This window comes from Curtobacterium sp. MCBA15_009, from assembly GCF_001864895.1.
Lineage (GTDB): Bacteria > Actinomycetota > Actinomycetes > Actinomycetales > Microbacteriaceae > Curtobacterium.
This window is the reverse complement of record NZ_MJGO01000041.1, coordinates 161,701-185,812: the sequence shown is the minus strand read 5'-3', so window position 1 is coordinate 185,812 and position 24,112 is coordinate 161,701. Positions and strand designations below refer to the sequence as shown.

Genomic DNA, 24,112 nt, shown 5'->3' with positions numbered 1-24,112 from the left:
GCGAAAGACCCGGGTGCCCACGGCCCGCCACTGCGACCTTCCGCCCGCTCGGGTGGCCGGGCTCCTCTGCACGGCTCGTCACTGGCCGCGGACTGGTCGGGGACAGGTCGGAGACAGGCTCACGGACCGGTTGCGGACGGAGCGCGTGCGCTGAACGAGCGAAAGACCAGGGCCATGCCACGGAGGAGTGCGGCATTTCGCCCGCTCGGCTACCCGCGCCGCCGCTCCGGCCCGCTCCGGCCCGGTACGTGGACGGGTATCGAACGGGACGCTGGCGACACCGCTCCAGCCCGTACCGTTCGGGCCCGCCGGCGGGTTCCGACCGGGACGCCGCGCTGAGCGGGCGAAAGACCCGGGTCACCACGCTGGCGAGTACGGCATTCCGCCCGCTCGCGTTCGCCGACCGCCGCTGCCGCCCGCTCGCGTTCGCCGGCCGCCGCCGCTGACGCCACTGCGGCCGCTGCCGCCGCCGCCGCTGCCCGGAGGGCCCAGGCGGGACCGGTCCGCGACGACGAGCACCCGTTCCCGAGGGCGGGCGTCCCGTCGACCAGCGCGGCACGGGCGCGGGTCAGCACGGTCACCGACAGCGTGCGCCAGGGGCGTCGGCGGTCGGCAATAGGATCGAGGGCATGGCAACCGCGAATGACCGCCTCGTCTGGATCGACTGCGAGATGACCGGCCTCGACCTCGAGGTCGACGAACTCGTCGAGGTGGCCGTGGTCATCACCGACTTCGACCTCGAGCCCGTGCACCCCGGGTTCGACATCGTCATCAAGCCGGACCAGTCGGCGCTCGACAACATGAACGAGTTCGTGACGAACATGCACACGACCTCGGGGCTCATCGAGGAGATCCCGAACGGCGTGAGCCTTGCGGACGCCGAGTACCAGGTGCTCGAGTACATCCTCGAGCACGTCCCGGCCGAGGGGTCCGCTCCCCTGGCCGGCAACACCATCGGCACCGACCGCGCGTTCCTGTCGAAGTACATGCCCCGCGTGGACGGCCACCTGCACTACCGCAGCGTCGACGTGTCGAGCATCAAGGAGCTCTGCCGTCGCTGGTTCCCGCGGGTGTACTTCAACTCGCCGGAGAAGCACGGCGGCCACCGCGCGCTGGCGGACATCCTCGAGTCGATCCGCGAGCTCGAGTACTACCGTCGCGCCGGCTTCGTCGCCGAGCCCGGCCCGACGACCGACGACGTCCGTGCGGTCCAGGCCGAGGTCGTCGAGAAGTGGGAACCGCGCCTGGCCCAGCCTGCGGCCGAGTGACGACACGGGTGGTCGGCACCGGTCGCGGTATGTACTAGTATTGAGTGGTCGCGCCGGTCGCCGGTGCACACATGGTGGATATAGCTCAGTTGGTAGAGCGCCTGGTTGTGGTCTAGGAGGTCGCGGGTTCGAGACCCGTTATTCACCCCAGTGCTGATCGAGATCAGCTGAAGGCCCCGGTCCGATGGACCGGGGCCTTCGTCGTGCATCGGACGAGCAGGTCATCCCCAGCTGCAGGCGGCCACACATGTGGAATGTTCGGTCCGAGCGTCCCGGCCCTCGTACGGTCGAGCGGTGCAGACTTCCCGCCTCCGACCGGACATCCAAGGGCTCCGCGGACTCGCCGTCCTCGCGGTCGTGCTGGACCACGCCTTCCGGTGGCCGGTGGGTGGCTTCCTCGGGGTCGACGTCTTCTTCGTGATCTCAGGGTTCGTCATCGCGACCGGGCTGCTGCGCGAGCGTGCTCGGACGGGGCGCATCCGCCTCGGTGCGTTCGCACTCCGGCGGGTCCGACGGCTCGCGCCGGCGTCGCTCGCCGTGCTGGTGACGACGGTCACGGCGGCCTGGTTCTTGCTGACCCCGAGCCGCCTCGGGACGGTCCTCACCGACGCGCTGTGGTCGGCCGGAGCCCTGCAGAACTGGCGGCTCGCGGCCGAGGGCACCGACTACTTCGCGGCGACCACCGCACCGTCGCCGTTCCAGCACTTCTGGTCGCTCGGCGTCGAGGAGCAGTTCTACCTCGTGCTGCCGATCCTGATGGTCGTGCTGCTCGGCCGCGGGACCAACCCCGGGCGGACCCGCCTGACGGCGACGGTGCTCGGCGTCCTCGTCCTCTGCTCGGTCGTCTGGGCGTTCCTCGCGGTGTCGGCGGACCCCGCTGCGGCGTACTTCTCGACGGCGACCCGCGCCTGGGAGCTGGGGCTCGGGGTCCTCGTCGCCCTGGCCGCGCTCCGTGCCCGGGGTCGGAGCGTCCGCCCGCTGCTCGGCGAGGGCATGGTGGTCGTCGGGCTCGTCGCCGTCAGCGCGTCGGTCCTGATCGGGCGGGAGTCGTCGGGCGTGCCGGCGCCGCTCGCGCTCGTCCCGACGGCCGGCACCGCGCTCGTCCTGCTGGCGGGTTCGGGTTCCGGTGCGGGGCCTCGGGCGGCAGCGTTGCTCCGGTGGCGGCCGCTCGTCGGGCTCGGGACGATCAGTTACTCGTTGTACCTCTGGCACTGGCCGTTCATCCTGCTGCTCCCGCTCGTCGCGCCGGTCCCGATGCCGGTGGTGGTCGCGTTGGCCCTGGTCACCGCGATCGCGAGCCACGCGACCCTCGAGACGGTGTTCCGACGACCCGGCCTGCGGAGGACACTGCGCGAGAACCGCCTGCGCGTGCAGCTCGGTGGGCTGGCGGCGATGACCGTGCTGACCGTCGTGACGACGTCGTTCGCTGCGGAACGCGTGCGGCCGCTCCCGGCCGTGCCGGCTGCTGCGGCCGAGGCCCTGCCAGCGGAGGACGAGGCCTTCCCGACGCTGCGGGCACGCGCGCGGGATGTGGCCGCGGGCGCGGGCGCCCGGACCTGGCCGGCAGACCTGACGCCGAGCGCCGATGCGATCAGCGCGAGCGGGTACGTGGACTCGTTGACGAAGACCTCGGACTGGGCCTCGACCCTCGGGTGCTCGCTGATCGGGGCGGACTGGCGGAGCGACGGCTGCGTCTGGGGGCCGGAGGACGGCCGCACCACCGACGTCCTGCTGACCGGCGACTCGACCGGCGCGTTCTCGGCGCCGGGCTGGCGGGCACTCGCCGAGGACTCGGACGCGCGACTGCGGGTGCGCAACGGCGCACAGATCGGGTGCCCGTTCTCGACGACGGCGCTGCCGTCGGACACCGAGAGCTGCGCGGCGCACAACGCCGAGGTCGTCGACGAGCTGGAGCGGACGGAACCGGAGCTGCTCGTCGTCACGAACCGGTTCTGGGACCAGGACGATCCGAGCCTCGAGTCCATCGCGGAGGACGACTACGCGTCGGGGACACGCGACATGATCGCAGCCGTGCGGGAGCACGTCGGCCGAGTCGTCGTCGTGCCGGCCACTCCGCCGGGGTACGCACCGGTCAGCTGCGTCGCGGGCACCCGCGGTCCGCAGGACTGTCGCTCGGGGGACGAGGTCGCCCGGACGCAGATCCGTGCCCTCACCGGGCTGCTCGCGGACGTGCAGGACACGACCGTGCTCGACTCGACGCCGCTCTGGTGCGCCGCCGGGTCCTGTCCACTCGTCATCGACTCCGTGCTGACCCGCTTCGATCCGGTGCACACCACGCCCGAGGCGTCCGTCGCCTCGGCTCCGGCGCTCCTCGATCTGCTGCGTCAGGGAGACGTCCTGCCCGGTGTGCGACGATCGAGCCCGTGATGGAGATGTCCGCCGACGAGTTCGAGCAACTCGTGACCGACGAACTCGACCTGCTGCCCGACGAGATGGTGGACGGGCTCGACAACGTCGTCTTCGTCGTCGAGGACGAGCCTGAGGACGGCTCCGACCTGTTCGGCGTGTACGACGGCGTCGCGGCGACCGAGCGCGGGCAGTACGGGTTCGGCGAGCTGCCCGACCGGATCGTGGTGTTCCGCAAGCAGCACCTGGCCGAGTGCGACACCCTCGACGAGCTCAAGGACGAGGTGCACACGACCCTGGTGCACGAGATCGGCCACTTCTACGGCATCGACGACGAGCGGCTCCACGAGCTCGGCTGGGCGTAGCGGCCAGCAAGCCGCCACCCGCCAGCAGTCAGCAGCCGGACAGCGCGCAGCTACCAGCCGCCAGCGACGCCCCGCGCAACCGCACCCCGCCTCAGAACCGCGTCGGCCCCACCTCGTGGTACTTCTCCCATGCGCCGACGGGTCCGCGCCCGTGCAGCGCGTACTCCCCCACGAGCCGCTCCTTGTAGACCGCCGGGTTGTGCGAGGCCACGACCCGGGCGTTCCGCCAGTGCCGGTCGAGCGCCCGGGTCCGGTCCGCGGCAGAGGCTCCGCCGACCTCGAACAGCTCGGACGCCGACCGCAGCACCCGCGGCCCGATTTCGACCTGCGCCTGGTAGACGGCGTTCTCGGCTGCGTCGAGCAGGGCGAGGTCGACACCGACGCCGGGCTCGTTCGTCGCGACGACCCCGTCGAGCAGCGCCGCGGCGGCGACGACGAGCGAGCGGGCGGCGAACGCGCCGGCCGACAGTCGGCCGAGCACGGCGAGGACCTGCGGGTCCTCGCCCGGGGTGGCGGCGTTGGCGTGGATGTAGGTCCGGGTCCGCGGTCGGACGAAGGCGACGGCGTCGTCCGACACCGCCTGCCCGATCCCGGCGAGGACCGCCAGCAGGTACAGCTGGTAGAAGGCCTGGATGTGCGACAGCGGGGCGTCCCGGTACGCCGACACCACCGAGGGGTCGACCGACACCCCGTCGAACACCGTGGTGCCGGACGCGGTCAACCGCTGCCCGAAGCCGTCCCAGTCGTCGATCGAGCTGACGCCCGGTGCGGCGGCGTCGACGGCGAACGTCACGCGCTCCCCGTCACGGTCCGCCGCCAGGTAGATCCAGTCCGCGTAGAGGGTGCCGGTCGAGTAGAACTTCCGCCCGTCGAGTCGGAGGGAGTCGCCGGCGGGTGTCACGGTCGTCGAGATGTCGGCGAGCGTCGTGCCGGTCCGCTCGGACGTCGCGTTCCCGATGACCGCTCCGTCGACGATGCGCTGGAGCCACTCGTCCCGTCCGGCCGACGACGGCCGGAGGAGCACGAGCTCGGTGTACCCGAAGTGCCCGCGCCACAGGTGGGCGACGTTCGAGTCCGCGGCGGCCAGGTCCGCCACGAGGTGCGCGAGTTCGACGAGGGTCACCCCGAAGCCCCCGCGCTCCTCCGGCACGCGCAACCGACCGAACCCCGCGTCGGCGAGCGCGCGGACCTCGGCGTGCGGCAGCGGCCGGTCCCCCGGCGTCCCGGAGGCGAGCTCGCGCTCGACCGCACCGTCGCGGATGGTCGCGAACAGCGGTGCGAAGCGCGCCCGCAACGTGGCCAGGCGGTCGGCCGGGAGGCCCGTCCCGCGCCCGTCGGTCGTCGTCGCCGCCGTCATGCGGTCACCTCCACGGCACGTGCCGCGTCCGCGACGCCGCTCGCGCCGCCGGTGAACGCACCGCGCCACCGTCGGGCGGGGTGCGAGTCCGGCAGTTGCGCGTGCCCGAAGAGCTTCTCGCGCAGGGTGCCCTCGCGGTACTCGGACTGCATCAGGCCGCGCTCCTGCAGGGTCGGCGCGATGTGGTCGACGAACTCCTCGTACGAGCCGGGCAGCGTCCAGTTGATGACGTTGACGCCGTCGACGCCGATCCGCTGCCAGTCGGCGAGCTCGTCGGCGATCTGCTCCGGCGTCCCGACGACCCGGGCGCGGAGCTTGGCGGACAGCCGGGCGAGGTCGGCGATGGTCGGTTCGCGGTCGCCGGCGGCCTCGCGGAGCCACTGCAGGTGCGACTGCCCGGCGTGGGTGCGGACCTCGGACAACGGGGTGTCCGGGTCGAGGGGCTCGCCGGTGTCCGGGTCGAAGCCGAGGTTCGAGTGCACCAGGAACCCGTCGGCGGCCAGGTACTCGTCGATCTCCGCTTCCTTGGCCTTCGCCTCGGCCTCGGTGGAGCCGGTGACGAAGGTCAGGCCGAGGAAGAAGGCGATGTCGTCACGGTCCCGGCCGGCTGCCGAAGCCAGGTCGCGGGTCTCGCGGATGAGCTGCTCGGTGGCGTCCCGGTTCGAGGTGAGGATGAACTGCGCCTCGGCGTTCCGGGCGGCGAAGGCCCGGCCGGCCGGCGAGGACCCGGCCTGGAACAGCACCGGGGTCCGCTGCGGCGACGGCGCCGACAGGTGCGGACCCTGCACGTCGTAGCGGGTGCCGTGGTGGTCGATGCGGTGCACCTTGTCGGGATCGGCGTAGCCGCGGACGGGGTCCTTCAGCACGGCGCCGTCCTCCCACGAGCCCTCCCAGAGCTTCGCGCAGACCTCGAGGTACTCCTCGGCCCAGACGTAGCGCTCGTCGTGCTCCTCGAGCCGGTCGGCGCCGAAGTTCCGGGCGGCGCTGTCGAGGGCGCTCGTGACGACGTTCCAGCCGATGCGGCCGCGGGTGATGTGGTCGAGCGTGGAGACCTTGCGGGCGAAGTCGAACGGGTGCGCCTGGATGACGCTCGAGGTGAACGCGAGCCCGAGGTGCTCGGTCGACACGGCGAGCGCGGAGAGCAGCACCGACGGGTCGTTCGAGGGGATCTGCAGCCCCTCGCGCAGGTTGGTCGAGTAGTCGCCTCGGCCGGGGCCGTAGGTGCCGACGACGTCCGCGAAGAACATCGCGTCGAACTTGCCGCGCTCGAGCGTCCTCGCCAGGTCGGTCCACAGCGTCACGTCGTCGAAGTCGGCCTGCCGGGCGTCCGGGTGCCGCCAGAGGCCGTGCTGGATGTGCGACGTCGTGTTCATGACGAAGGCCGCGAAGCGCAGCGGGCGGTTCGGTGCATCGCTCATGCCTCCATCGTGGTCGGCGGGCACCGCCCGACGACAGCGACGTGACCTCGCGTTACGCGGGATGTTCCGCACGACGCCGGACGCGACCATGCTCCTGAGGCATGTCGACCCCGACCACTGCAGCCGCGCCTCCCGTCCGTCGTCCCGACCCGACGACCGCCGCGACCCGGCGTCGTGTCGCCCTCGCCTCGTTCGTCGGCACGACCGTCGAGTACTACGACTTCTACCTGTACGCGACGGCGTCGGCGCTGGTGTTCGCACCGACGTTCTTCCCGTCGGTGACGCCCGCGGTCGGCGTGATCGCGTCCTTCGCGACGTACGGCGTCGGCTTCGTGGCGCGGCCCCTGGGCGGGATCGTCGCCGGGCACCTCGGTGACCGCATTGGGCGGAAGAAGCTGCTCGTCGCGTCGCTCGTGCTCATGGGGATCGCCTCGACGCTCATCGGGGCGATCCCGTCCGCGTCGACCATCGGGGTCGGCGCCGTCGTGGCGCTCGTGGTCCTGCGGCTGCTGCAGGGCGTCGCCGCGGGAGCGGAGTGGGGCGGCTCGGCGCTGCTGTCCGTCGAGCACGCTCCCGCGCGGCACCGCGGCTTGTTCGGGGCGTTCACGCAGATGGGGTCCGCCGGTGGGATGCTCCTGGCGACCGGTGTCTTCACGCTCGTGCGGACGCTGCTCGGCAACGAGGCCTTCCTGGCCTGGGGCTGGCGGCTGCCGTTCCTGTTCTCCGCGGTGATCGTGGCGGTGGGGCTCGTGATCCGGCTCGGCGTGCAGGACGCCCCGGTGTTCCAGGAGCTCCGCGCCTCCGGTGGGGTCGAGCGGTTCCCGGTGTGGCAGGCGATCCGGCAGCACCCGCGCTCGATCCTGGTGACCGCCGGCCTGCGGCTCGTGCAGCCGGCGCTGTACTCGATCCTGACGACGTACTCGCTGACCTACCTCGGGAACGTGCGCGGTCCGGACGGCGCGGACGCCGGGCTCCGGGCGGTCCTCGTCATCTCGGCGGTGTCGCTCGTGACGACGCCGTTCTGGGGCTGGCTGTCCGACCGGGTCGGCCGGCGGGTGCTCACGATCTGGTCGGCCGTCGGCATCGCCGTCCTGATCTGGCCGTTCTTCGCGTTCCTCGACGCCGGGCCGCTCGTGCTCCTGCCGCTCGTGGCGCTGATCGGCATGTGCGTGTTCCACGACAGCATCTACGGGCCGCAGGCGGCGTGGTTCGCCGAGCAGTTCCCGACCGGGCGGCGGTACTCGGGGATGTCGCTCGGCTACCAGATCGGGTCGATCTTCTCGGTGGGGCTGACGCCGCTGCTGGCCGCGGTGTTCGTGGAGCTCGGCGGGGGCTCCCCGTGGATCCTGTGCGGGTACCTCGGGGTCTACGCGGTGCTGAGCATCGTGGCGGCGGTGTTCGCGGTGGACCCGCGGGCGGCCGAGCGGCGGACGGAGCGGGCCGAGCGGGCGGGGCGCGCTGCGGAGCCGGAGACACCGGAGGTGCGGGTCTCGCGGTGAGCGAGCGGCCCCGCGCCCGCTCCGCCGGGCGACGTGCGGCCCGGGGCCACGTCGGACCCGGTGCCACGCCTGGCCCGGGTCGTTCCTGGCCCGGGTCGCGCCTGGCCAGGGGCCACGCCTGACCAGGGGCCGCGCCTGGCCCGGTTCGCCTCGCCCGGGGCTCAGGGGCTCTGGGGTCCTACGTCCGCACGACCACGTCCGCCAGCACGGCCGGCTGCTCGGCGTCGATGAAGGCGCGTTCCTGCGCGGCCCAGCGCTCCCACTCACGGGCGAACACCTCGCCGTCGCGTCCGATCGCCCGCTCCCGGCGCACGGTGTCGTCGGCCTCGAGCCAGACCCGCAGCGAGGCCAGCGGCGCCGACCCCCGGGACAGCGCACCGCAGCCCTCGACGACGATCGGCACACCGGGCTGGATCGAGATCCAGCCGGCCGGGCCCCCCGCTTCCCAGTCCCAGCGCCGGTAGCCGGAGGGGCCGCCGAGCACGTCCCGCACCACCGCGTCCGCCGCTGCCCGCAGCCCGTCCCATCCCGGGTAGACGTCGTCGAGGTGCACGACCTCGGCGCCGAGCCACCCCGCCAGGGCGTTGCCGAGCGTCGTCTTGCCCGTCCCCGACCGCCCGTCGACGAGCACCACGAGCCGCCCGCCCGACGCCGCGGCCGCCCCGGCGGCGACCGCCGCGAGGTCCTGCGCCAGCCCGTCCGCAGCCCCACCGGCGTCCACGGCGGCCGGCTCGACCGCCGCCCCGCCGGCTGCCCCGCCGGCGTCCGCCGCGGCCGGCTCCACCGCCGCTCCGTTCGCTGCCCCGTCGGCACCCCCGCCGGCGTCCACGGCGGCCGGCTCGACCGCCGCTCGGTCGGCTGCGCCGCCGGTGTCAGCCACGCCAGGTCCCCGCGACGACCGCCACGGCGATCGACGCCGCCCCGATGCCGACGAGCACGCCGACCATCGCCCACTCCGGCCACGAAAACCGCGCCGCCCTGGCCCAGGTCCGCGGCCCGGGAGCGCCGAACCCCCGCGACTCCATCGCCACCGCGAGCGTCGTCGCCCGGCGCAGTGCCAGCACGAGCAGCGAGAAGGCCATCGACGCCGCACGCCGCAGCCGCCCCGAGTCCGCCAGGCCCCGCGCCCGCCGGGCCATCGCGAGCTGCCGCCAGTCGTCGACGAGCAGCGTCGTCATGCGGATCGCCGCGAGCGCCCCGAGCACGAACCGCGCGGGCAGCCGCAGCACCTGGGCGAGCCCGTCCGCCAGGTCGGTGGGGTCCACCCGGACGAAGAGCGCCAGCGCCGGCACCCCCACGGCCAGCACACGGAGCGCTGTGGCGAGCGCGAGCGTCAGCGACCCGTCGGTCACGTGTGCGAAGCCGAGGTCGAACCACTCCCGACCGGAGGGACTGCCGTACAGCGCGATGCTCACCGCGGTCAGCGGCGCGGCGACCAGCACCGGTGACGTCCGCACCAGCAGCGTCCACACCGGGATCCGCAGGAGCGGCAGCAGCACGACCTCGATCGCCAGGGCGACGGCCGCCGACACGATGTCCAGGCTCAGCACCAGGCACACCCCGAGCGCGAGCACCCCGAGCAACGAAGCGACCGGCTGCACGCCGTCGACCCCACGGGTCGCGGACGGGCCGGGAGGCACGACCCGCCCCGACGACACCGCCCGCGTCTCGGAGACGGTCGGCGCGTCCTGCTCCGGGTCGCGTCCCAGGGGCAGGATCGCGCCCGCACTCATCACGAGACCGGCCACGTCCGGCCGCCGCACAGGCGCGAGCACTGCCACATCGCCGTCCGCTGCCGGCACGGGCACGATCCCGTCCGGACCGAGCACCACCTCGTCGGCGTCGAGCGCCCGCACCAGGTCACGGTCGTGCGTGACGACGACGACCGCGGTCCCGTCGTCGGCGAGGGCCCCGAGGCGCTGCACGACGGCTTCCCACGTCGCTCGGTCCTGACCGGACGTCGGTTCGTCGAGGACGAGCACCGGCGGGCGCGTCGCGATGGCGGAGGCGATCGCGAGCCGACGTTGCTCGCCGCCGGACAGGGTGAACGGGTCCACGTCGGCCAGGTGGGCCAACCCGAAGGTGGTGAGCAGGGCCTCCAGGCCGTCCGCGGTGTCCGCGTGACCGAGCGCACGCGGACCGGCGAGCACCTCGTCGCGTACCGTGCGGGCGACGATCTGGTGTTCGGGGTCCTGGAAGACCGTCCCGATGCGGGCTGCGAGCACGCGGCTCGACCAGGCGTGTGGCGCCGGACCCGCACCGCGGGTCAGGGCGTCGGTGGCACGGAGTGTCCCGGCGACCGGGGGCAGGAGCCCGGCGAGGGTCAGGCCGAGCGTCGTCTTCCCCACGCCGTTCGGGCCGGTGATCGCGAGGACCCTGCCGGCCCGGACCCGGAGGTCGATCCCCCGGCCGACCGCCTGGGCAGCGGAGCGACCGGGGCCCGACGTGCTCGCGGGGCTGCTGGCTGCGCTGGCTGGGCTGGCCGCGCTGCCCCACGTGGTGCTTCGTCCGGTGCTGAGTCCCACGGCCTCGAGCAGCACGACGTCCTGCTGGGCGCCGGGCTCGGCGGCGGTGTCGAGGGCGCTCGGTACGTCGAGCGGGCGGAATGCCGCACTGCTCTCGACGGAGGACCCGGGGCTTTCGCCCGCTCGCGCAGGCAGGGCCCACCCACGGCGGCCACCCGAAACCCGACGCGGTCTCCCTGGAGCTCCGTCGGCCGCAGACTCGCCGAGCGGGCGGTATGCCGCAGTGCTCTCACTCGACGACCCAGGTCTTTCGCCCGCTCGCGCGGAAGGACCTCGCCCACGACGCGCACCCGAGCCAGCGTCCGCAGCCGAGCCCGAGTTCTCGCTCGAACTCGCGCTCACGGCGGCCCCCTCGGCCGCGGGCTCACCGAGCGGGCGGAATGCCGCACTCTCCCCGCCGACCGACCCGGGCATTCCGCCCGCTCGCGAAGAACGGCCGATCACCCCGCTCCCCCCGCGGCCACCCGCACCCGCGCCCGCACCCGCACCCGCGCCCCCACCCCGGCGCGCCGACCCCCGCGCCGGCTCGGCCCCGGGCACCCAGACGCCCGCGGCGGTGAGCGCGGGGCCGTGCGCGGCGAGCACCTCGGCCACGGGGCCGTCGGCCACGACGCCTCCGGCGGGCTCGAGGAGCACGAGCCGGTCGACCAGGTCGAGCCAGGTGCCGATGCGGTGCTCCACGACGAGCAGCGTCGCCCCGGTCTCGTCGAGCAGTGCCCGGACGGCGTCGTGGACCTGCACGACGCCGGCCGGGTCGAGGTTGGCGCAGGGTTCGTCGAGCACGAGTGCGCCGGGGCGCATCGCGAGCACGCCCGCGAGCGCCAACCGCTGCCGCTGCCCACCGGACAGCTGCGTGGTCGAGCGGTCGAGCGGCAGGTCGAGGTCGACGACGCCGAGGGCCTCGACGACCCGCGCCCAGGTCTCGTCCCGCGGCACGGCGGTGTTCTCGCAGCCGAACGCGACGTCGTCGCCGATGCGGGACATCACGGTGTGCGCCTCGGGGTCCTGCATGACGAGGCCGACCCGTCCGCGGACGGAGCGGGGGTCGACGCCGTCGACGAGGACCGTGCCCGAGGCCGAGGCCGCTGTGTCGTCGGAGGCGTCCGGCTCGTCGGGCAGCACTGCGGCGACGGCCCGGAGCAGGGTGGACTTGCCGGCGCCGGAGGGTCCGACGACCGCGACCCGCTCCCCCGGCTCGACGGTCAGGTCGACGCCACGGACCGCCCACTCGGCACGCTCCGGGTACCGCCACCCCCACCCGCGGAAGGCGATGCGGGCCGCCCCCGTGCCGGCGGGACCCGACGCCGTCACACCAGGGCGCGCGGCGAGCGCCGCGTGTGCTCTCGCCCGGCCGCGAAGGACGACAGGACGCCGGTGCGGGCGAGCGCCCGGACGACGGCCCACGAGCCGGCGCCGGCGATCACCGCGCCGGAGATGATCGCGCAGACCACGTAGACGAGCTTGAAGGCGACGTCGAGCCCGGGGTACCAGAGCACCGTGTCGTTGATGCCGAGCGCGAGGCCGGCCGCCGCACCGGCGAGCACGACGACGGGCAGGCGGTACACGCGGTACAGGAACAGGGCGAGGACGACCTCGGCGCCGAGGCCCTGCACGAGCCCGGCCTCGAGCGTCAGCCACCCCCACTGGGTGCCGAAGAGCGCCTCGACCGAGGCCGCGACCATCTCGCCGTAGAGGGCAGCGCCGGGCTTCCGGACGACGATGGCGACGACGGGGCCGGCGAGCAGCCAGACACCGCCGAACAGGGCCTTGGTGCCCGGCAGGACCAGGTCCATGACGACACTAATCGGTTCGTAGCCGAACTCCCAGAGGCGGAAGACGACGCCGAGCGCCACGGCGAGGACGCTCGCGACGACAATGTCGACGACGCGCCACCGCAGCGATCGTCGAGGGCTGGTGGGGACGTTCGTGGACGTGCCAGAAGACATGGTGCTGGACTCCTCCCTGCGCCGGCATGATCCGGATCAGGTTCGACGGTCGGAGCGCCGTTCGCTCCCTCTCAGCCCGGTGGTCCCGGACTCCCGTGTGTGTCCTCGCAGTCTAGACGCGGTCGCGACCGCGTGACGGACGGGAGGCCCGTGGCGGATCCGCCACGGGCCTCCCGTTCCGTCAGTGGCTCACTTCTTCAGGGCGCGGATCACCTTGCTGAGCGCCTTGCCGGCCACCCAGACCAGCGGGATGCTCACCGCGACGAGGGAGATGAGGTTCGGCTCGAACTCGAGGTCCTGGCCGGGCCGACGGACGTACGCGCCGACGGGCACCGAGGCGCCGCCGCCCCCGCCGCCCCCGCCGCCGCCGTTCTCGTCGTCCCCGCCGCCGCCGAAGCCGAACCAGCCGAGGGACACCGGGATGATGGTCTGGTCGCCGACCTCGACGGGATCTCCGTAGTTCGTGGAGACGCCGGTCGGGCGGACCTTATCTGCGATCTGGGACACGATGTTGGCCATGGGCGTGACGCTACTCGTCCATCCCTCCACAAGTGGGGTCCCGCGTGAGCAGTCCACACCTTCGACTTGTCTGCGGACGCGGTCGGGTCACACCGATATGTTGGCGAAACCCACACCTGGAGGACCACTTGCACACCTGGCCCGGCAACCCGTACCCGCTCGGTGCGACCTACGACGGAAGCGGCACGAACTTCGCGCTCTTCAGCGAGGTCGCCGAGCGTGTCGAACTCTGTCTCTTCGACTCCGACGGCAACGAAGAGTGCGTCCCCCTCCTCGAGGTCGATGCCTACGTCTGGCACGCCTACCTGCCGAACGTCGGTCCCGGTCAGGAGTACGGCTTCCGCGTCCACGGGCCGTACGACCCCGCCAGCGGCGCGCGTTCGAACCCGTCGAAGCTCCTGCTCGACCCCTACGCCAAGGCGACCAGCGGCGAGATCGACTGGGACCAGTCGCTCTTCTCGTACACGTTCGGCGACCCGGACTCCACGAACGACGACGACTCCGCCTCGCACATGATGAAGGGCGTCGTCATCAACCCCTTCTTCGACTGGCAGGGGGACCGTCCGCCGCGCACGCCCTACGGCGAGACCGTCATCTACGAGGCGCACGTCAAGGGCCTCACCGAGACCCACCCCGACGTGCCGGAAGAGCAGCGGGGCACCTACGCCGGCGTCGCGCACCCCGCGGTGATCGAGCATCTCCAGCGCCTGGGCATCACGACGCTCGAGCTCATGCCCGTGCACCAGTTCGTGAACGACTCGACCCTGCAGGACAAGGGTCTGTCGAACTACTGGGGCTACAACACGATCGGCTTCTTCGCGCCGCACTCCGCGTACTCGTCGTCGGGCGACCAGGGCCAGCAGGTCCAGGAGTTCAAGACGATGGTGCGCGAGCTGCACCGCGCCGGCATCGAGGTCGTCCTCGACGTCGTCTACAACCACACCGCCGAGGGCAACCACCTCGGCCCGACGCTGTCGTTCCGCGGCATCGACAACGCGGCCTACTACCGCCTCGTCGACGACGACAAGAAGTTCTACATGGACTACACGGGCACGGGGAACTCGCTCAACGTCGGGCACCCGCACTCGTTGCAGCTCATCCTCGACTCGCTGCGCTACTGGGTGACCGAGATGCACGTCGACGGGTTCCGCTTCGACCTCGCGTCGGCACTGGCGCGCGAGTTCTACGAGGTCGACCGGCTGTCGGCCTTCTTCGAACTGGTGCAGCAGGACCCGATCGTGTCGCAGGTCAAGCTCATCGCCGAGCCGTGGGACGTCGGCCCCGGCGGCTACCAGGTCGGCAACTTCCCGCCCCAGTGGTCCGAGTGGAACGGCAAGTACCGCGACACCGTCCGCGACTTCTGGCGCGGGGAGTCGTCGACGCTCGGCGAGTTCGCCTCCCGGATCTCGGGCTCGGCCGACCTGTACGAGCACGACGGCCGCACGCCCAAGGCGAGCATCAACTTCATCACCGCGCACGACGGCTTCACGCTGTACGACCTCGTCGCCTACAACGAGAAGCACAACGAGGCCAACGGCGAGGACAACAACGACGGCGAGAGCCACAACCGGTCCTGGAACTCCGGCGCCGAGGGCCCGACCGACGACGAGGCCGTCAACGAGCTGCGGCTCCAGCGTCGCCGGAACTTCCTGGCGACCCTGCTCCTGAGCCAGGGCGTGCCGATGCTCGCGCACGGTGACGAACTCGGCCGGTCGCAGTCCGGCAACAACAACGTCTACGCGCAGGACTCCGAGCTGAGCTGGATCGACTGGGACACCGCGGACGAGGAACTCATCCAGTTCACGGCCGACGTCGTCAAGCTCCGCCACGACCACCCGACGTTCCGACGCACCCGGTACTTCAACGGTCGTCCGGTCCGCCGCGGCGAGGGCGAGCCCCTGCCCGACGTGGTCTGGCTCACCCCCTCGGGCGACGCGATGGACCCCGAGGACTGGGACTCCGGCTTCGGCAAGAGCGTCGGCATGTACCTGAACGGCGAGGGCATCCGTGGGCGTGACGCCCGCGGCGAGCGGGTCACCGACGTCGCGTTCATCACGTACTTCAACGCGCACGACGACGTGGTGACCTTCACCCTGCCGCCCGAGGAGTACGCGCCCGGCTGGACCGTCCGCATCGACACCGCCCAGCCCGGCGCCCGCGACGAGGTCGTCGAGGCGGGGACCCCGCTCGACGTCCCGGCGCGGTCGATGATCGTGCTGCGCGCCGAGCCCGACCACGAGGTCACCGTCACCCCCGTCGAGGTCCAGCACGACGGCGCTCCGGCGCCCGTGGCCCCGCAGGACGCCGTCACCCCGGCGAACCCGGCCGGCTCGACCGCGCCGAGCGGAACCGCCCGATGACCGCCGACGCAACGGGCGCCGCACGACGCGTCCCGGTGTCCACGTACCGCCTGCAGGTCTCGGCGGACTTCGACCTCACGGCGGCGCGCGACGTCGTCGACTACGTGCGCGACCTCGGGGCGGACTGGATCTACCTGTCCCCCGTCCTGCAGGCCGAGTCGGGGTCGAACCACGGCTACGACGTCGTCGACCACACGCGGGTCGACGACGAGCGCGGCGGCGACGACGCGCTCCGTGCCGTCGCCGAGGCCGCGCACACCGCCGGACTCGGCGTCCTCGTCGACGTGGTCCCGAACCACGTCGGCGTCGCGACGCCCGAGTCGAACCCCTGGTGGTGGTCCCTGCTCGAACTCGGGCAGGGCTCGCCCGTCGCCTGGGCGTTCGACGTGGACTGGGACGCCGGCGACGGCAAGGTCCGCGTCCCGGTGCTCGACGACCGTCTGCTCAAGGCGGTCACGCTCGACACCACGGACCCGGCACGGCCGGTGCTCCGGGTCGGCGAGACCGCGTACCCGACGGCTCCCGGCACCGTGCACGACGGCGACACCGTCGACGCGGTGCACGAGCGGCAGCACTACGCCTTCGTGCACTGGAAGCGCGCCGACCACGACCTGAACTACCGCCGGTTCTTCGCGGTGAACACCCTCGCGGCGATCCGCGTCGAGGAGCCCGAGGTCTTCGCGGCCTCGCACGGCGTCATCGGCGGCTGGTTCCGCGACGGTCTGGTCGACGGTCTCCGCATCGACCACCCGGACGGTCTGTTCGACCCGGCCGGGTACCTGCAGGACCTGGCGGAGCTGACCGGCGGGGCGTACACCCTGGTCGAGAAGATCCTCGAGCCGGGCGAGCAGTTGCCGTCTTCCTGGCCGGTCGACGGCACGACGGGCTACGACGCCCTCGGCGTCTTCGACCGCGTGTTCGTCGACCCCGCCGGCGAGACCGACCTGACGGCCGCGTCCGGCGCCGAGCCGGCCGACTGGCAGCAGCTCACGCACGACACCCGCCGCGGCATCGCGGACGGCATCCTCGGCAGCGAGGTCGAGCGGCTCGCGCGGCTGCTCGCACCGACCGTCGCCGGGTCGGACGCCATCACGCACGAGCGCGTCGTCGACGCGGTCGCCGAGCTCGTGGCGTCCTTCGACGTGTACCGCACGTACCTGCCCGAGGGCGCCCACCACCTCATCACCGCGCTCGAACGCGCCGCCGAGGCTCGACCCGACCTCGACGACGTCATCGACCGGATCGCTCCCGCGCTCGTCGACCCGATGAACGCGGCGGCGCTCCGGCTGCAGCAGACGAGCGGCATGGTGATGGCGAAGGGCGTCGAGGACACCGCGTTCTACCGCACCTCGCGCCTGTCGTCGCTCAGCGAGGTCGGCAGCGACCCGAGCGTCTTCGCTGTCCCGGTGGACGCCTTCCACCAGGCGCAGCGCGAGCGGCTCGGCAGCTGGCCGAACACGATGACGACCCTCACCACGCACGACACCAAGCGCAGCGAGGACACCCGCGCACGCATCGCCGTGCTCGCCGAGCTGGGCGCCGAGTGGAGCGCGACGCTCGAGCGGCTCCAGTCGCTCGTGCCGCTCGAGGACCGCGTCTTCGCCGACCTGCTCTGGCAGGCGATCGTCGGCGCCCGGCCCGCGAGCCGTGAGCGCCTGCACGCCTACGCCGAGAAGGCCTCGCGCGAAGCCGGTGACAGCACCACGTGGACCGAGCCGGACGAGGCCTTCGAGTCGCAGATGCACGCGATCGTCGACGCCGCGTTCGACGACCCCGCCGTGGTCGCCGTGCTCGACGCCCTCGACGAGCGCATCGACCAGGCGGGCTGGTCGAACGGCCTCGGCCAGAAGCTCGTGCAGCTCACCGCCCCCGGCGTCCCCGACGTCTACCAGGGCACCGAGTTCTGGGACCGCTCCCTCGTCGACCCCGACAACCGTCGGCCGGTCGACTACACCGAACGCCGGCACACGCTCGCCGCCGTCGACGGCCCGGACGACGACGGGCCGCAGCGCCTGCCGGACGTCGGTCTCGACGGTGCGGTGAAGCTCCTCGTGACGACGCGTGCCCTGCGGCTCCGTCGCGACCACCAGGAGCTCTTCACCCGGTACCTGGCGCTCGAGGCGTCCGGCAGCGCGGCGGACCACGTGCTCGCCTTCGACCGCGGCGGCGCCGTGACGGTCGCGACGCGGCTGCCGATCGGCCTCGAGCGGGTCGGCGGGTGGGGCGACACGCTCGTCCACCCGGTCCCCCTCGAGCGGGTCGACGTGCTCACCGGCCGACGGTTCCCGGCATCGCGGGGCATCGCCCTGTCCGAACTGCTCGCCACCTACCCGGTCGCGCTGCTCGTCCCCGCCGAGACCGTGGTCGATCCCGACCACGTCGACGCGGCGACCGCTGCACCGGAGACGAGCCGGGCCTCCCGTCCGGCCACCGCCGCGACGACCGACGCACCCGAGACCGATGCGCAGGCCGAGATCGACATCCTGGAGGGTCACGCATGACCGCACCCGACCGCTACGCCGTCTGGGCGCCCGAGCCGGACCGCGTCCGGCTGGTCGTCGACGACGTCGAGTACCCGCTGACCCGCGGCGACGACGACTGGTGGACGACCGACGCGATCGCGCCGGTCGTCGGCGCCCGCTACGGGTTCCGCATCGGTGACGACGACGCCGTCCGGCCGGACCCGCGCAGCCGGTACCAGCCCGACGGCGTGCACGGCACGTCCGAGGTCGTCGACCCCGCGCGCTTCGCGTGGACCGACGAGGCCTGGACCGGGCGGCCGGCACGCGGCGGCGTCGTCTACGAGATGCACATCGGCACCTTCACGCCCGAGGGCACCCTCGACGCGGCGGCGCAGAAGCTCGACCACCTGGTCGAGCTCGGCGTCGAGTTCGTCGAGCTGCTGCCGGTCAACGCCGTCAACGGCGAGTGGAACTGGGGCTACGACGGCGTCGGCTGGTTCGCGGTGCACGCCCCGTACGGCGGACCCGACGCGTACGACCGCTTCGTGGACACGGCGCACTCGCTCGGCCTCGGCGTCATCCAGGACGTCGTCTACAACCACCTCGGACCGAGCGGGAACTACCTGCCGCTGTACGGGCCGTACCTGGTGCAGGGCCTCGCGAACACTTGGGGCGACTCCGTGAACGTCGAGCACCCCGAGGTCCGCCGGTACGTCCTGGACAACGTCCGCATGTGGTTCCGCGACCACCACGTCGACGGGCTCCGGCTCGACGCCGTGCACGCGATCCGCGACACCTCGCGCCCGCACGTGCTCGCCGAGATGGCGGACGAGACCGACGCCTACTCGGCGTCCGTCGGACGGCCGCTGTCGCTCATCGCCGAGTCCGACCTGAACGACCCGGTGATGTTCCGTCCGCGCGAGGCCGCGGGCTACGGGCTGACCGGGCAGTGGTCGGACGACTTCCACCACGCGGTGCACGTGGCCCTGACCGGAGAGACGAACGGCTACTACGCCGACTTCGCCCCCCTGTCGGCGCTGGCGAAGGTGCTCGAGCACGGGTTCTTCCACGACGGCACGTGGTCGTCGTTCCGAGGGAAGCGGCACGGGCGTCCGATCGACCGGGCGACCTCGCCCGCGACCGCTCTGGTCGTGACGAACCAGAACCACGACCAGATCGGCAACCGCGCCGCCGGCGACCGCCTCGCGGCGACGCTGGACGACGAGGGCCTGGTGATCGCTGCCGCGCTCACCCTGCTCGGGCCGTTCACACCGATGCTGTTCATGGGCGAGGAGTTCGCCGCGACGACACCGTGGCAGTTCTTCACCTCACACCCCGAGCCCGACCTCGGCAAGGCGACGGCAGAGGGGCGCATCGCCGAGTTCGCCGAGCACGGCTGGGACGAGTCGATCGTCCCGGACCCGCAGGACCCGACGACGTTCACGAACTCGAAGCTCGACTGGGCCGACGTCAGTTCGGAGCGGGGCGCGACGATCCTGCGGGCCTACCGGGTCCTCGTGGCGCTGCGCCGGACGGACCAGGCGTTCGTCGACCACCGGTACGAAGCGAACGCCGTGCGGTTCAGCGAGGACCGTCGCTGGCTCGTGCTGACCCGTGGTCTGCTCGGACCGGACGTCACCCCGGTGCACGTCGTCGTGAACTTCCTCGACGACGCTGCCGAGGTCCCCGTGCCCGGCGCCACCGGCGAGGAGCTCTACCGCTTCGGCGCGGCCGACGTCGAGGCCGGCTGCGTGCGGTTCCGTGGGCGTGGTGTGGTGGTGCTGCGCTAGCGGCCCTCCCCCTGCGTCAGACGACGACAGCCTCCCGCGCGAGCGGGAGGCTGTCGTCGTTGCGGGCGCCGCCGATGCGGGCGCCGCCGTTGTGGGCGCCGTCGTTGGGGTCGCCCCGTCGTCGACGCCGGGGCTGTCGGTCCTGGCGCGGGCTGTCCGGCGGAGGCTGACGGTTGCTCCCGCGAACGCGTCATCCTGCTGCCGAACACCCGCGGAACAGTGTCGCTTCGGCGCGGTACTCGGCCGCACGAGCCAGACGGCCCAGCCGGCCCCGTCCTGCGCCGCGGCCCGACCCCGAACCCGACCCCGGAACCCGACCGGGGCCCGGCTGGCGACGGTCAGGCGGTGTGGTCCGCCACGGCGTGCGCGTTGGCCCGCACCGACGGCAGCTTCCGGTGGTCCTTGACCAGGGAGCGCGCCTCGCGGAGACGGCGGTCGATGCCCCACTTCGTCACGAGGGCCAGGCTCTCACGCACGATGTTGCCGCTCATCTTCGAGACGCCGAACTCCCGCTCGGTGAAGGTGATCGGGGTCTCGACGACCCGCAGACCGGCCTCGAGGGCGCGCCAGCAGAGATCGACCTGGAAGCAGTAGCCCTTCGAGGCGACGCCGGCCAGGTCGATGCGCTCGAACGCCCGCGAGGTGAAGACCCGGAACCCGCCGGTCGCGTCCCGGACGGCGATGCCGAGGGCCAGGCGGGTGTACAGGTTGCCGCCACGCGAGAGCAGCTCGCGGTACCAGGGCCAGTTCTCGACCTCGCCGCCCTTGATCCAGCGGGACCCGAGCACGAGGTCGTTCGTGTCGGCGAGCTCGAGCATCCACGGCAGGTACTCCGGGTGGTGGGAGCCGTCGGCGTCCATCTCGACGAGCTTGTCGTAGCCGTGCTCGAGGCCCCAGGCGAAGCCGGACAGGTACGCGCCGCCGAGGCCGTCCTTGACGGTGCGGTGCATGACGTGGACCCGGTCGGTCTCGCGGGCGATGGCGTCGGCGATCGCTCCGGTGCCGTCGGGCGAGTTGTCGTCGACGACGAGCACGTGCACGCTGTCGTCGGTCGCGGCGAGCGTGCGCTCGACGATGGGACGGACGTTCTCTGCCTCGTCGTAGGTCGGGATGATGACCAGGGTCTCGCTCATGGTGCTCCTCGTGCTCCACATCGAATGTATCGGTTGCTCGTTGGTCAGTCCGACGAGAGGTCTGCGAACACGATCAGATTGTCCGTGTAGTGCCCCGTGGCGGTGTCGAACGTGCCGTCGCAGGTGATCAGCCGCAGTTGCGGTGTCGGGGTGGTGCCGTAGACGTCGCTCGTCGGGAACGCCGCCTTCGCGGCGCGCTCCGACCGGTCGACGGTGAAGGTGCGGGTGCTGCCGTCCGACATGCGGACGTGGACCTCGTCGCCGGCGACCAGCTCGTCGAGCCGGAAGAAGACGGCGGCGCTGGTGGGGCTGTCGACGTGACCGGCGATCACCGACGGACCGACCGCCCCGGGGACGATGCCGTCGCTGAACCACCCGGCGCTGTCCCAGTCGACGGGCGGGTCGAGCTCGCCGCCGGCGCCGCGGTGCAGGTCCTCGAGCGAGGACTCCACGCCGATGGCCGGGATCGAGACGCGCACCGGGGTGGCGGTCGAACGCGCCTGCGGGGCGGCCGGGTCCTGGAAGCCGTCGGCCCGAGAGGGATCCGAGGACGAAGGAGACGACGGCGAGGAAGACGACGACGAGGGAGGAGACGACGGGTCCGTGACCGGTGTCCCCTCGGTCCCGCGTGACCCCCCGGCGACCGCCACGCCGGTGACGCCGCCGGCCACCAGGACCGCGGCCACGACCGCACCGACGACGAGCTCCCGGCGCCGACCGGTGGTCGACCGCCCCGACGAGCGCCGTCCCCGACGCCCACCGAACCCGGCTCCACCAGCACCGTCGCCGGCGCCGTCACCCGGGCGGAGATCCTCCCCGCTCACGAGGCGCACCCCCCGAGCACCGTCGAGGTGAGCATCGTGGCGCCGAGCGCCGCCCACGCGTCACCGAAGTAGGTCGGCGTGGTCGCTGCCGTCCGGTCCGCGCGTCCGAGGTCGGCACGCGCCGCCTCGTCCGACCCGGCGGCCTGCTCGGCGGCAGCCCGCGCGACGAAGGCCAGCGCGTTGGTGTCCCCGGTCACCGCGGTGCCGCCCAGGTCGAGCTGCGACGCGAGCTGCGTCGACCGCCCGAGGGTCGGGGCGAGTGCCCCGGCGAGCGCCCGGTCGTCGGCCGTGCAGGACTCCGCGTACCGCAGCGGCATCCGCATGGCGTCGTACCCGTACACGACCTGGCCGTCCCCGCCCGTGGCGGGCATCGGGTCGACCTTCCCGTCGCGGTGCACCTGCGACCAGTCGCTCGGCAGCCGTGCGCCGTCGAGCACGGCCGTCGTGACCGCCCGGGAACCCCGGTCGAGCGCGTTCCACCGGTCGTCGCCGGTCGCGTCCGCCAGCACGGTGAACGCGGCGGGCGACGCGTACGACGCGTTGTACCGGTAGGGTCCGGCGCCGGCCGCCGACCCGGTGTCCGCCCACGGCCCGGGCAGCAGGATCGTGCCGAGTTCGGTCTCCGCGGTCTCGTGCTCGAGGATCGCGGCCGCGATGCGCTTGCCGGCGGCGGTGTACCGCTCCTCGCCCCAGGCGGAGCCGGCGAGCACGAGGGCCCGTGCCGCGTCGAGGTCGGCGTCGCTCGCGGACTGGCCGTCGGCGATGCCCTCGTCGGGCGTCCACCGCCAGGCGAGCAGGTCGTCGTCGGTGACCAGGTGCGTGCTCGTCCAGTCCCAGATCGCGTCGAACCGCTCGCGGTCGTCGTTCGCGAAGGCGATGAGCAGCCCGTAGGCCTGCCCCTCGCTGACGGTGTCGCCGCCCTGGTCGGTGCGGACGACGCGACCGTCCTGCACGTAGCGGTCGAGGAACTCGGAGCGCAACGCCCCGGGCGTCCGCGCGGTGTCGGGCGCGCTGGTCGAGATCGGCGTGGCGGCGGGGCCGCCCTCCGCGGTCGTCCCCGTGCCCCAGGGTCGTACCGCCACGAGGGCGATCCCGACGGCGACGACGATCGCCGCGGCGGCGGTGAGGGGTACCCAGGTCCTGCGGGTCATGCGGGCCTGCCTTTCCGTGGATGGTTGCGTCGTGCGCTGCAGCGGCCGTGTCGGCCGCGCCGGCGGTGCCGGACGGGAGGCCCGGGGTGCGTCAGGCGATCTGCCCGCGCACCACGGGCCTCCCGTCCGCGCGCTCAGCGGAACAGCGAACGGAGCGTCGCGATGGCGGTGTGGACCGCCTCGGTGAGCGGACGGTCGGCGGCTGCGCCGCCACCGCCGGTCTGCACGCCGCCGGCAGGGGTCGCGGCGGTCGCCGCGGCGTCCGTCACCGGGACCACCGTGAGGTCGCCCTTGCTGTCGTCGAGGACGAACAGGGTCGAGACGGTGTTGCCCGCGAGGTCGACCTTCGCAGTACCACGCTGCCCGCTGCCCGAGACGTCGAGCGTCCACTTGCCCGCGTCGACCGTGGCGTACTTCGTGGCGCTGCCGAACGCGGCGTCCTCGGCGATGGCGGTGCCCTCGGAGGTGCTGACGTCGACCTTCTTCGCGGTGGTGGCGGCCTGGACGAGCCGGAGCTTCGCCTTGCCGTCGCCGGGCTGCTGCAGGTCGTCGGTGAACGCCGTCGTCTTGAGGTCGTCGTTCGTGCCGTACGCGACGACGGTGCTCGCGTCGCCCTGCTGGACCGAGACGTCGGTGGAGATCACCGGCGTGGAGTCGGGGGCGTCCGCGGCGCGCATCGAGAGCACGTAGGTGCCGACCGGCAGCTTCTCGTAGCCGCTGACCTGGCCGTACGTGACGTCGTCGAGCTCGAAGACGGTCTTGCCGCCGGACAGGCTCGAGAGCTCGACGTCGACCCCCTTCGTGTCGGGCGAGAGGTGCCCGACGCGGAGCCACCCCTGCTCGGCGGTGGCGGCGGATGCGGTCTGCGGCGCGGCGAGGCCGACGGTCGCGGCCACGAGGGTGGCGGCGAGGCCGCCGACGACGAGGGTGCGGCGTCGACGGGTGCGACGTCCGTGGGTGGAGGCGGATGACGTGGATGCCGTGGATGACGTGGCGGCGGATGCGTGCATGGTCGTGCTCCTTCGGGTCGTGGTGCGGGTCAGGTGCGGGGTGCTGCTCGGGTGCAGGGTGCTGGTCGGGTTCGGGGTGCTGGTCGGGGTCGGGGTCCTGGTCCTGCTCGGGCCGGCG

17 protein-coding genes, 1 tRNA gene and 1 riboswitch are annotated in these 24,112 nt (G+C 73.0%); of the genes, 8 read left to right on the top strand and 10 right to left on the bottom strand.

Annotated elements, in window-relative coordinates:
• The first annotated feature begins 629 nt into the window (after positions 1 to 629).
• The 4 genes from orn to BIU97_RS16540 all read left to right on the top strand — a co-directional run bounded on the left by orn (position 630) and on the right by BIU97_RS16540 (position 4,000).
• Positions 630 to 1,268: an oligoribonuclease gene (gene orn / locus BIU97_RS16555; RefSeq protein ID WP_071257104.1), complete on the top strand. Its 639-nt coding sequence runs from the start codon at positions 630 to 632 to the stop codon at positions 1,266 to 1,268.
• Positions 1,269 to 1,342: 74 nt separating this feature from the next.
• Positions 1,343 to 1,418 (top strand) — tRNA-His (locus BIU97_RS16550).
• Between the two features lie 144 nt (positions 1,419 to 1,562).
• The gene (locus tag BIU97_RS16545) at positions 1,563 to 3,656 is read left to right on the top strand and encodes an acyltransferase family protein (RefSeq protein ID WP_071298178.1); all 2,094 of its coding nucleotides are present in this window, start codon (positions 1,563 to 1,565) and stop codon (positions 3,654 to 3,656) included.
• Positions 3,656 to 4,000, top strand: a complete 345-nt coding sequence (locus tag BIU97_RS16540) for a metallopeptidase family protein (RefSeq protein ID WP_071257100.1) — start codon at positions 3,656 to 3,658, stop codon at positions 3,998 to 4,000. Before BIU97_RS16545 ends, BIU97_RS16540 begins: the two co-directional genes overlap by 1 nt.
• Positions 4,001 to 4,091: 91 nt before the next feature.
• Here BIU97_RS16540 and BIU97_RS16535 read toward each other — a convergent pair whose 3' ends face one another.
• Together BIU97_RS16535 and BIU97_RS16530 are read right to left on the bottom strand one after the other, a co-directional pair.
• Positions 4,092 to 5,357: an acyl-CoA dehydrogenase family protein gene (locus tag BIU97_RS16535; RefSeq protein WP_071257098.1), complete on the bottom strand. Its 1,266-nt coding sequence runs from the start codon at positions 5,355 to 5,357 to the stop codon at positions 4,092 to 4,094.
• The gene (locus BIU97_RS16530; RefSeq protein WP_071257096.1) at positions 5,354 to 6,775 is read right to left on the bottom strand and encodes an LLM class flavin-dependent oxidoreductase; all 1,422 of its coding nucleotides are present in this window, start codon (positions 6,773 to 6,775) and stop codon (positions 5,354 to 5,356) included. The genes BIU97_RS16535 and BIU97_RS16530 overlap by 4 nt, the downstream gene beginning before the upstream one ends.
• Positions 6,776 to 6,876: 101 nt before the next feature.
• Between BIU97_RS16530 and BIU97_RS16525 the strand changes: the two genes are divergently transcribed.
• Entirely contained in the window at positions 6,877 to 8,274 is a 1,398-nt protein-coding gene (locus BIU97_RS16525) for an MFS transporter (protein ID WP_083404683.1), read from the top strand.
• A 178-nt stretch (positions 8,275 to 8,452) separates the two neighbouring features.
• Here BIU97_RS16525 and BIU97_RS16520 read toward each other — a convergent pair whose 3' ends face one another.
• The 4 genes from BIU97_RS16520 to BIU97_RS16505 form a co-directional block, all read right to left on the bottom strand.
• Entirely contained in the window at positions 8,453 to 9,154 is a 702-nt protein-coding gene (locus tag BIU97_RS16520) for an ATP-binding protein (RefSeq protein ID WP_254783025.1), read from the bottom strand.
• Positions 9,147 to 12,110 (bottom strand): ATP-binding cassette domain-containing protein, encoded by a 2,964-nt coding sequence (locus BIU97_RS18405; RefSeq protein WP_071257094.1) that lies wholly within the window; start codon positions 12,108 to 12,110, stop codon positions 9,147 to 9,149. Before BIU97_RS18405 ends, BIU97_RS16520 begins: the two co-directional genes overlap by 8 nt.
• Complete coding sequence (locus BIU97_RS16510; RefSeq protein WP_071257092.1) at positions 12,107 to 12,745, bottom strand: ECF transporter S component; 639 nt, start codon at positions 12,743 to 12,745, stop codon at positions 12,107 to 12,109. Before BIU97_RS16510 ends, BIU97_RS18405 begins: the two co-directional genes overlap by 4 nt.
• Positions 12,742 to 12,851: riboswitch (TPP riboswitch) on the bottom strand. It overlaps the preceding gene by 4 nt.
• Before the next feature lie 83 nt (positions 12,852 to 12,934).
• Complete coding sequence (locus BIU97_RS16505) at positions 12,935 to 13,264, bottom strand: hypothetical protein (RefSeq protein ID WP_071257090.1); 330 nt, start codon at positions 13,262 to 13,264, stop codon at positions 12,935 to 12,937.
• A 128-nt stretch (positions 13,265 to 13,392) separates the two neighbouring features.
• Between BIU97_RS16505 and glgX the strand changes: the two genes are divergently transcribed.
• From glgX to treZ, 3 genes are read left to right on the top strand one after another with little or no spacing between them, the layout of a single operon-like run.
• Positions 13,393 to 15,624, top strand: coding sequence for a glycogen debranching protein GlgX (gene glgX / locus BIU97_RS16500; protein WP_071257087.1), 2,232 nt, complete (start codon positions 13,393 to 13,395; stop codon positions 15,622 to 15,624).
• Entirely contained in the window at positions 15,621 to 18,125 is a 2,505-nt protein-coding gene (gene treY / locus BIU97_RS16495; protein WP_071257085.1) for a malto-oligosyltrehalose synthase, read from the top strand. Before glgX ends, treY begins: the two co-directional genes overlap by 4 nt.
• Positions 18,122 to 19,876: a malto-oligosyltrehalose trehalohydrolase gene (gene treZ / locus BIU97_RS16490; RefSeq protein ID WP_071257083.1), complete on the top strand. Its 1,755-nt coding sequence runs from the start codon at positions 18,122 to 18,124 to the stop codon at positions 19,874 to 19,876. The genes treY and treZ overlap by 4 nt, the downstream gene beginning before the upstream one ends.
• Positions 19,877 to 20,214: 338 nt before the next feature.
• Here the strand turns inward: treZ and BIU97_RS16485 are convergent, their stop codons facing one another.
• The 4 genes from BIU97_RS16485 to BIU97_RS16470 all read right to left on the bottom strand — a co-directional run bounded on the left by BIU97_RS16485 (position 20,215) and on the right by BIU97_RS16470 (position 23,994).
• A complete protein-coding gene (locus tag BIU97_RS16485; RefSeq protein ID WP_071257081.1) occupies positions 20,215 to 21,009 on the bottom strand; it encodes a polyprenol monophosphomannose synthase in 795 nt (264 codons plus the stop codon).
• 44 nt (positions 21,010 to 21,053) lie between these two features.
• Complete coding sequence (locus BIU97_RS18295) at positions 21,054 to 21,488, bottom strand: class F sortase (RefSeq protein WP_217639489.1); 435 nt, start codon at positions 21,486 to 21,488, stop codon at positions 21,054 to 21,056.
• Positions 21,489 to 21,829: 341 nt separating this feature from the next.
• On the bottom strand, positions 21,830 to 22,984 hold the full coding sequence (locus BIU97_RS16475; protein ID WP_071257079.1) for a glycosyl hydrolase family 8: 1,155 nt from the start codon (positions 22,982 to 22,984) through the stop codon (positions 21,830 to 21,832).
• Between the two features lie 134 nt (positions 22,985 to 23,118).
• On the bottom strand, positions 23,119 to 23,994 hold the full coding sequence (locus BIU97_RS16470) for a DUF4397 domain-containing protein (RefSeq protein WP_071257078.1): 876 nt from the start codon (positions 23,992 to 23,994) through the stop codon (positions 23,119 to 23,121).
• Positions 23,995 to 24,112: the final 118 nt, after the last annotated feature.

What these genes read in the sequence shown, in the direction of transcription:
- orn (WP_071257104.1), top strand. Translation starts at nt 630, where the DNA reads ATGGCAACCGCGAATGACCGCCTCGTCTGGATCGACTGCGAGATGACC.
- BIU97_RS16540 (WP_071257100.1), top strand. Translation starts at nt 3,656, where the DNA reads ATGGAGATGTCCGCCGACGAGTTCGAGCAACTCGTGACCGACGAACTC.
- BIU97_RS16535 (WP_071257098.1), bottom strand. Translation starts at nt 5,357, where the DNA reads ATGACGGCGGCGACGACGACCGACGGGCGCGGGACGGGCCTCCCGGCC.
- BIU97_RS16530 (WP_071257096.1), bottom strand. Translation starts at nt 6,775, where the DNA reads ATGAGCGATGCACCGAACCGCCCGCTGCGCTTCGCGGCCTTCGTCATG.
- BIU97_RS16525 (WP_083404683.1), top strand. Translation starts at nt 6,877, where the DNA reads ATGTCGACCCCGACCACTGCAGCCGCGCCTCCCGTCCGTCGTCCCGAC.
- BIU97_RS16510 (WP_071257092.1), bottom strand. Translation starts at nt 12,745, where the DNA reads ATGTCTTCTGGCACGTCCACGAACGTCCCCACCAGCCCTCGACGATCG.
- BIU97_RS16505 (WP_071257090.1), bottom strand. Translation starts at nt 13,264, where the DNA reads ATGGCCAACATCGTGTCCCAGATCGCAGATAAGGTCCGCCCGACCGGC.
- treY (WP_071257085.1), top strand. Translation starts at nt 15,621, where the DNA reads ATGACCGCCGACGCAACGGGCGCCGCACGACGCGTCCCGGTGTCCACG.
- treZ (WP_071257083.1), top strand. Translation starts at nt 18,122, where the DNA reads ATGACCGCACCCGACCGCTACGCCGTCTGGGCGCCCGAGCCGGACCGC.
- BIU97_RS16485 (WP_071257081.1), bottom strand. Translation starts at nt 21,009, where the DNA reads ATGAGCGAGACCCTGGTCATCATCCCGACCTACGACGAGGCAGAGAAC.
- BIU97_RS16475 (WP_071257079.1), bottom strand. Translation starts at nt 22,984, where the DNA reads ATGACCCGCAGGACCTGGGTACCCCTCACCGCCGCCGCGGCGATCGTC.
- BIU97_RS16470 (WP_071257078.1), bottom strand. Translation starts at nt 23,994, where the DNA reads ATGCACGCATCCGCCGCCACGTCATCCACGGCATCCACGTCATCCGCC.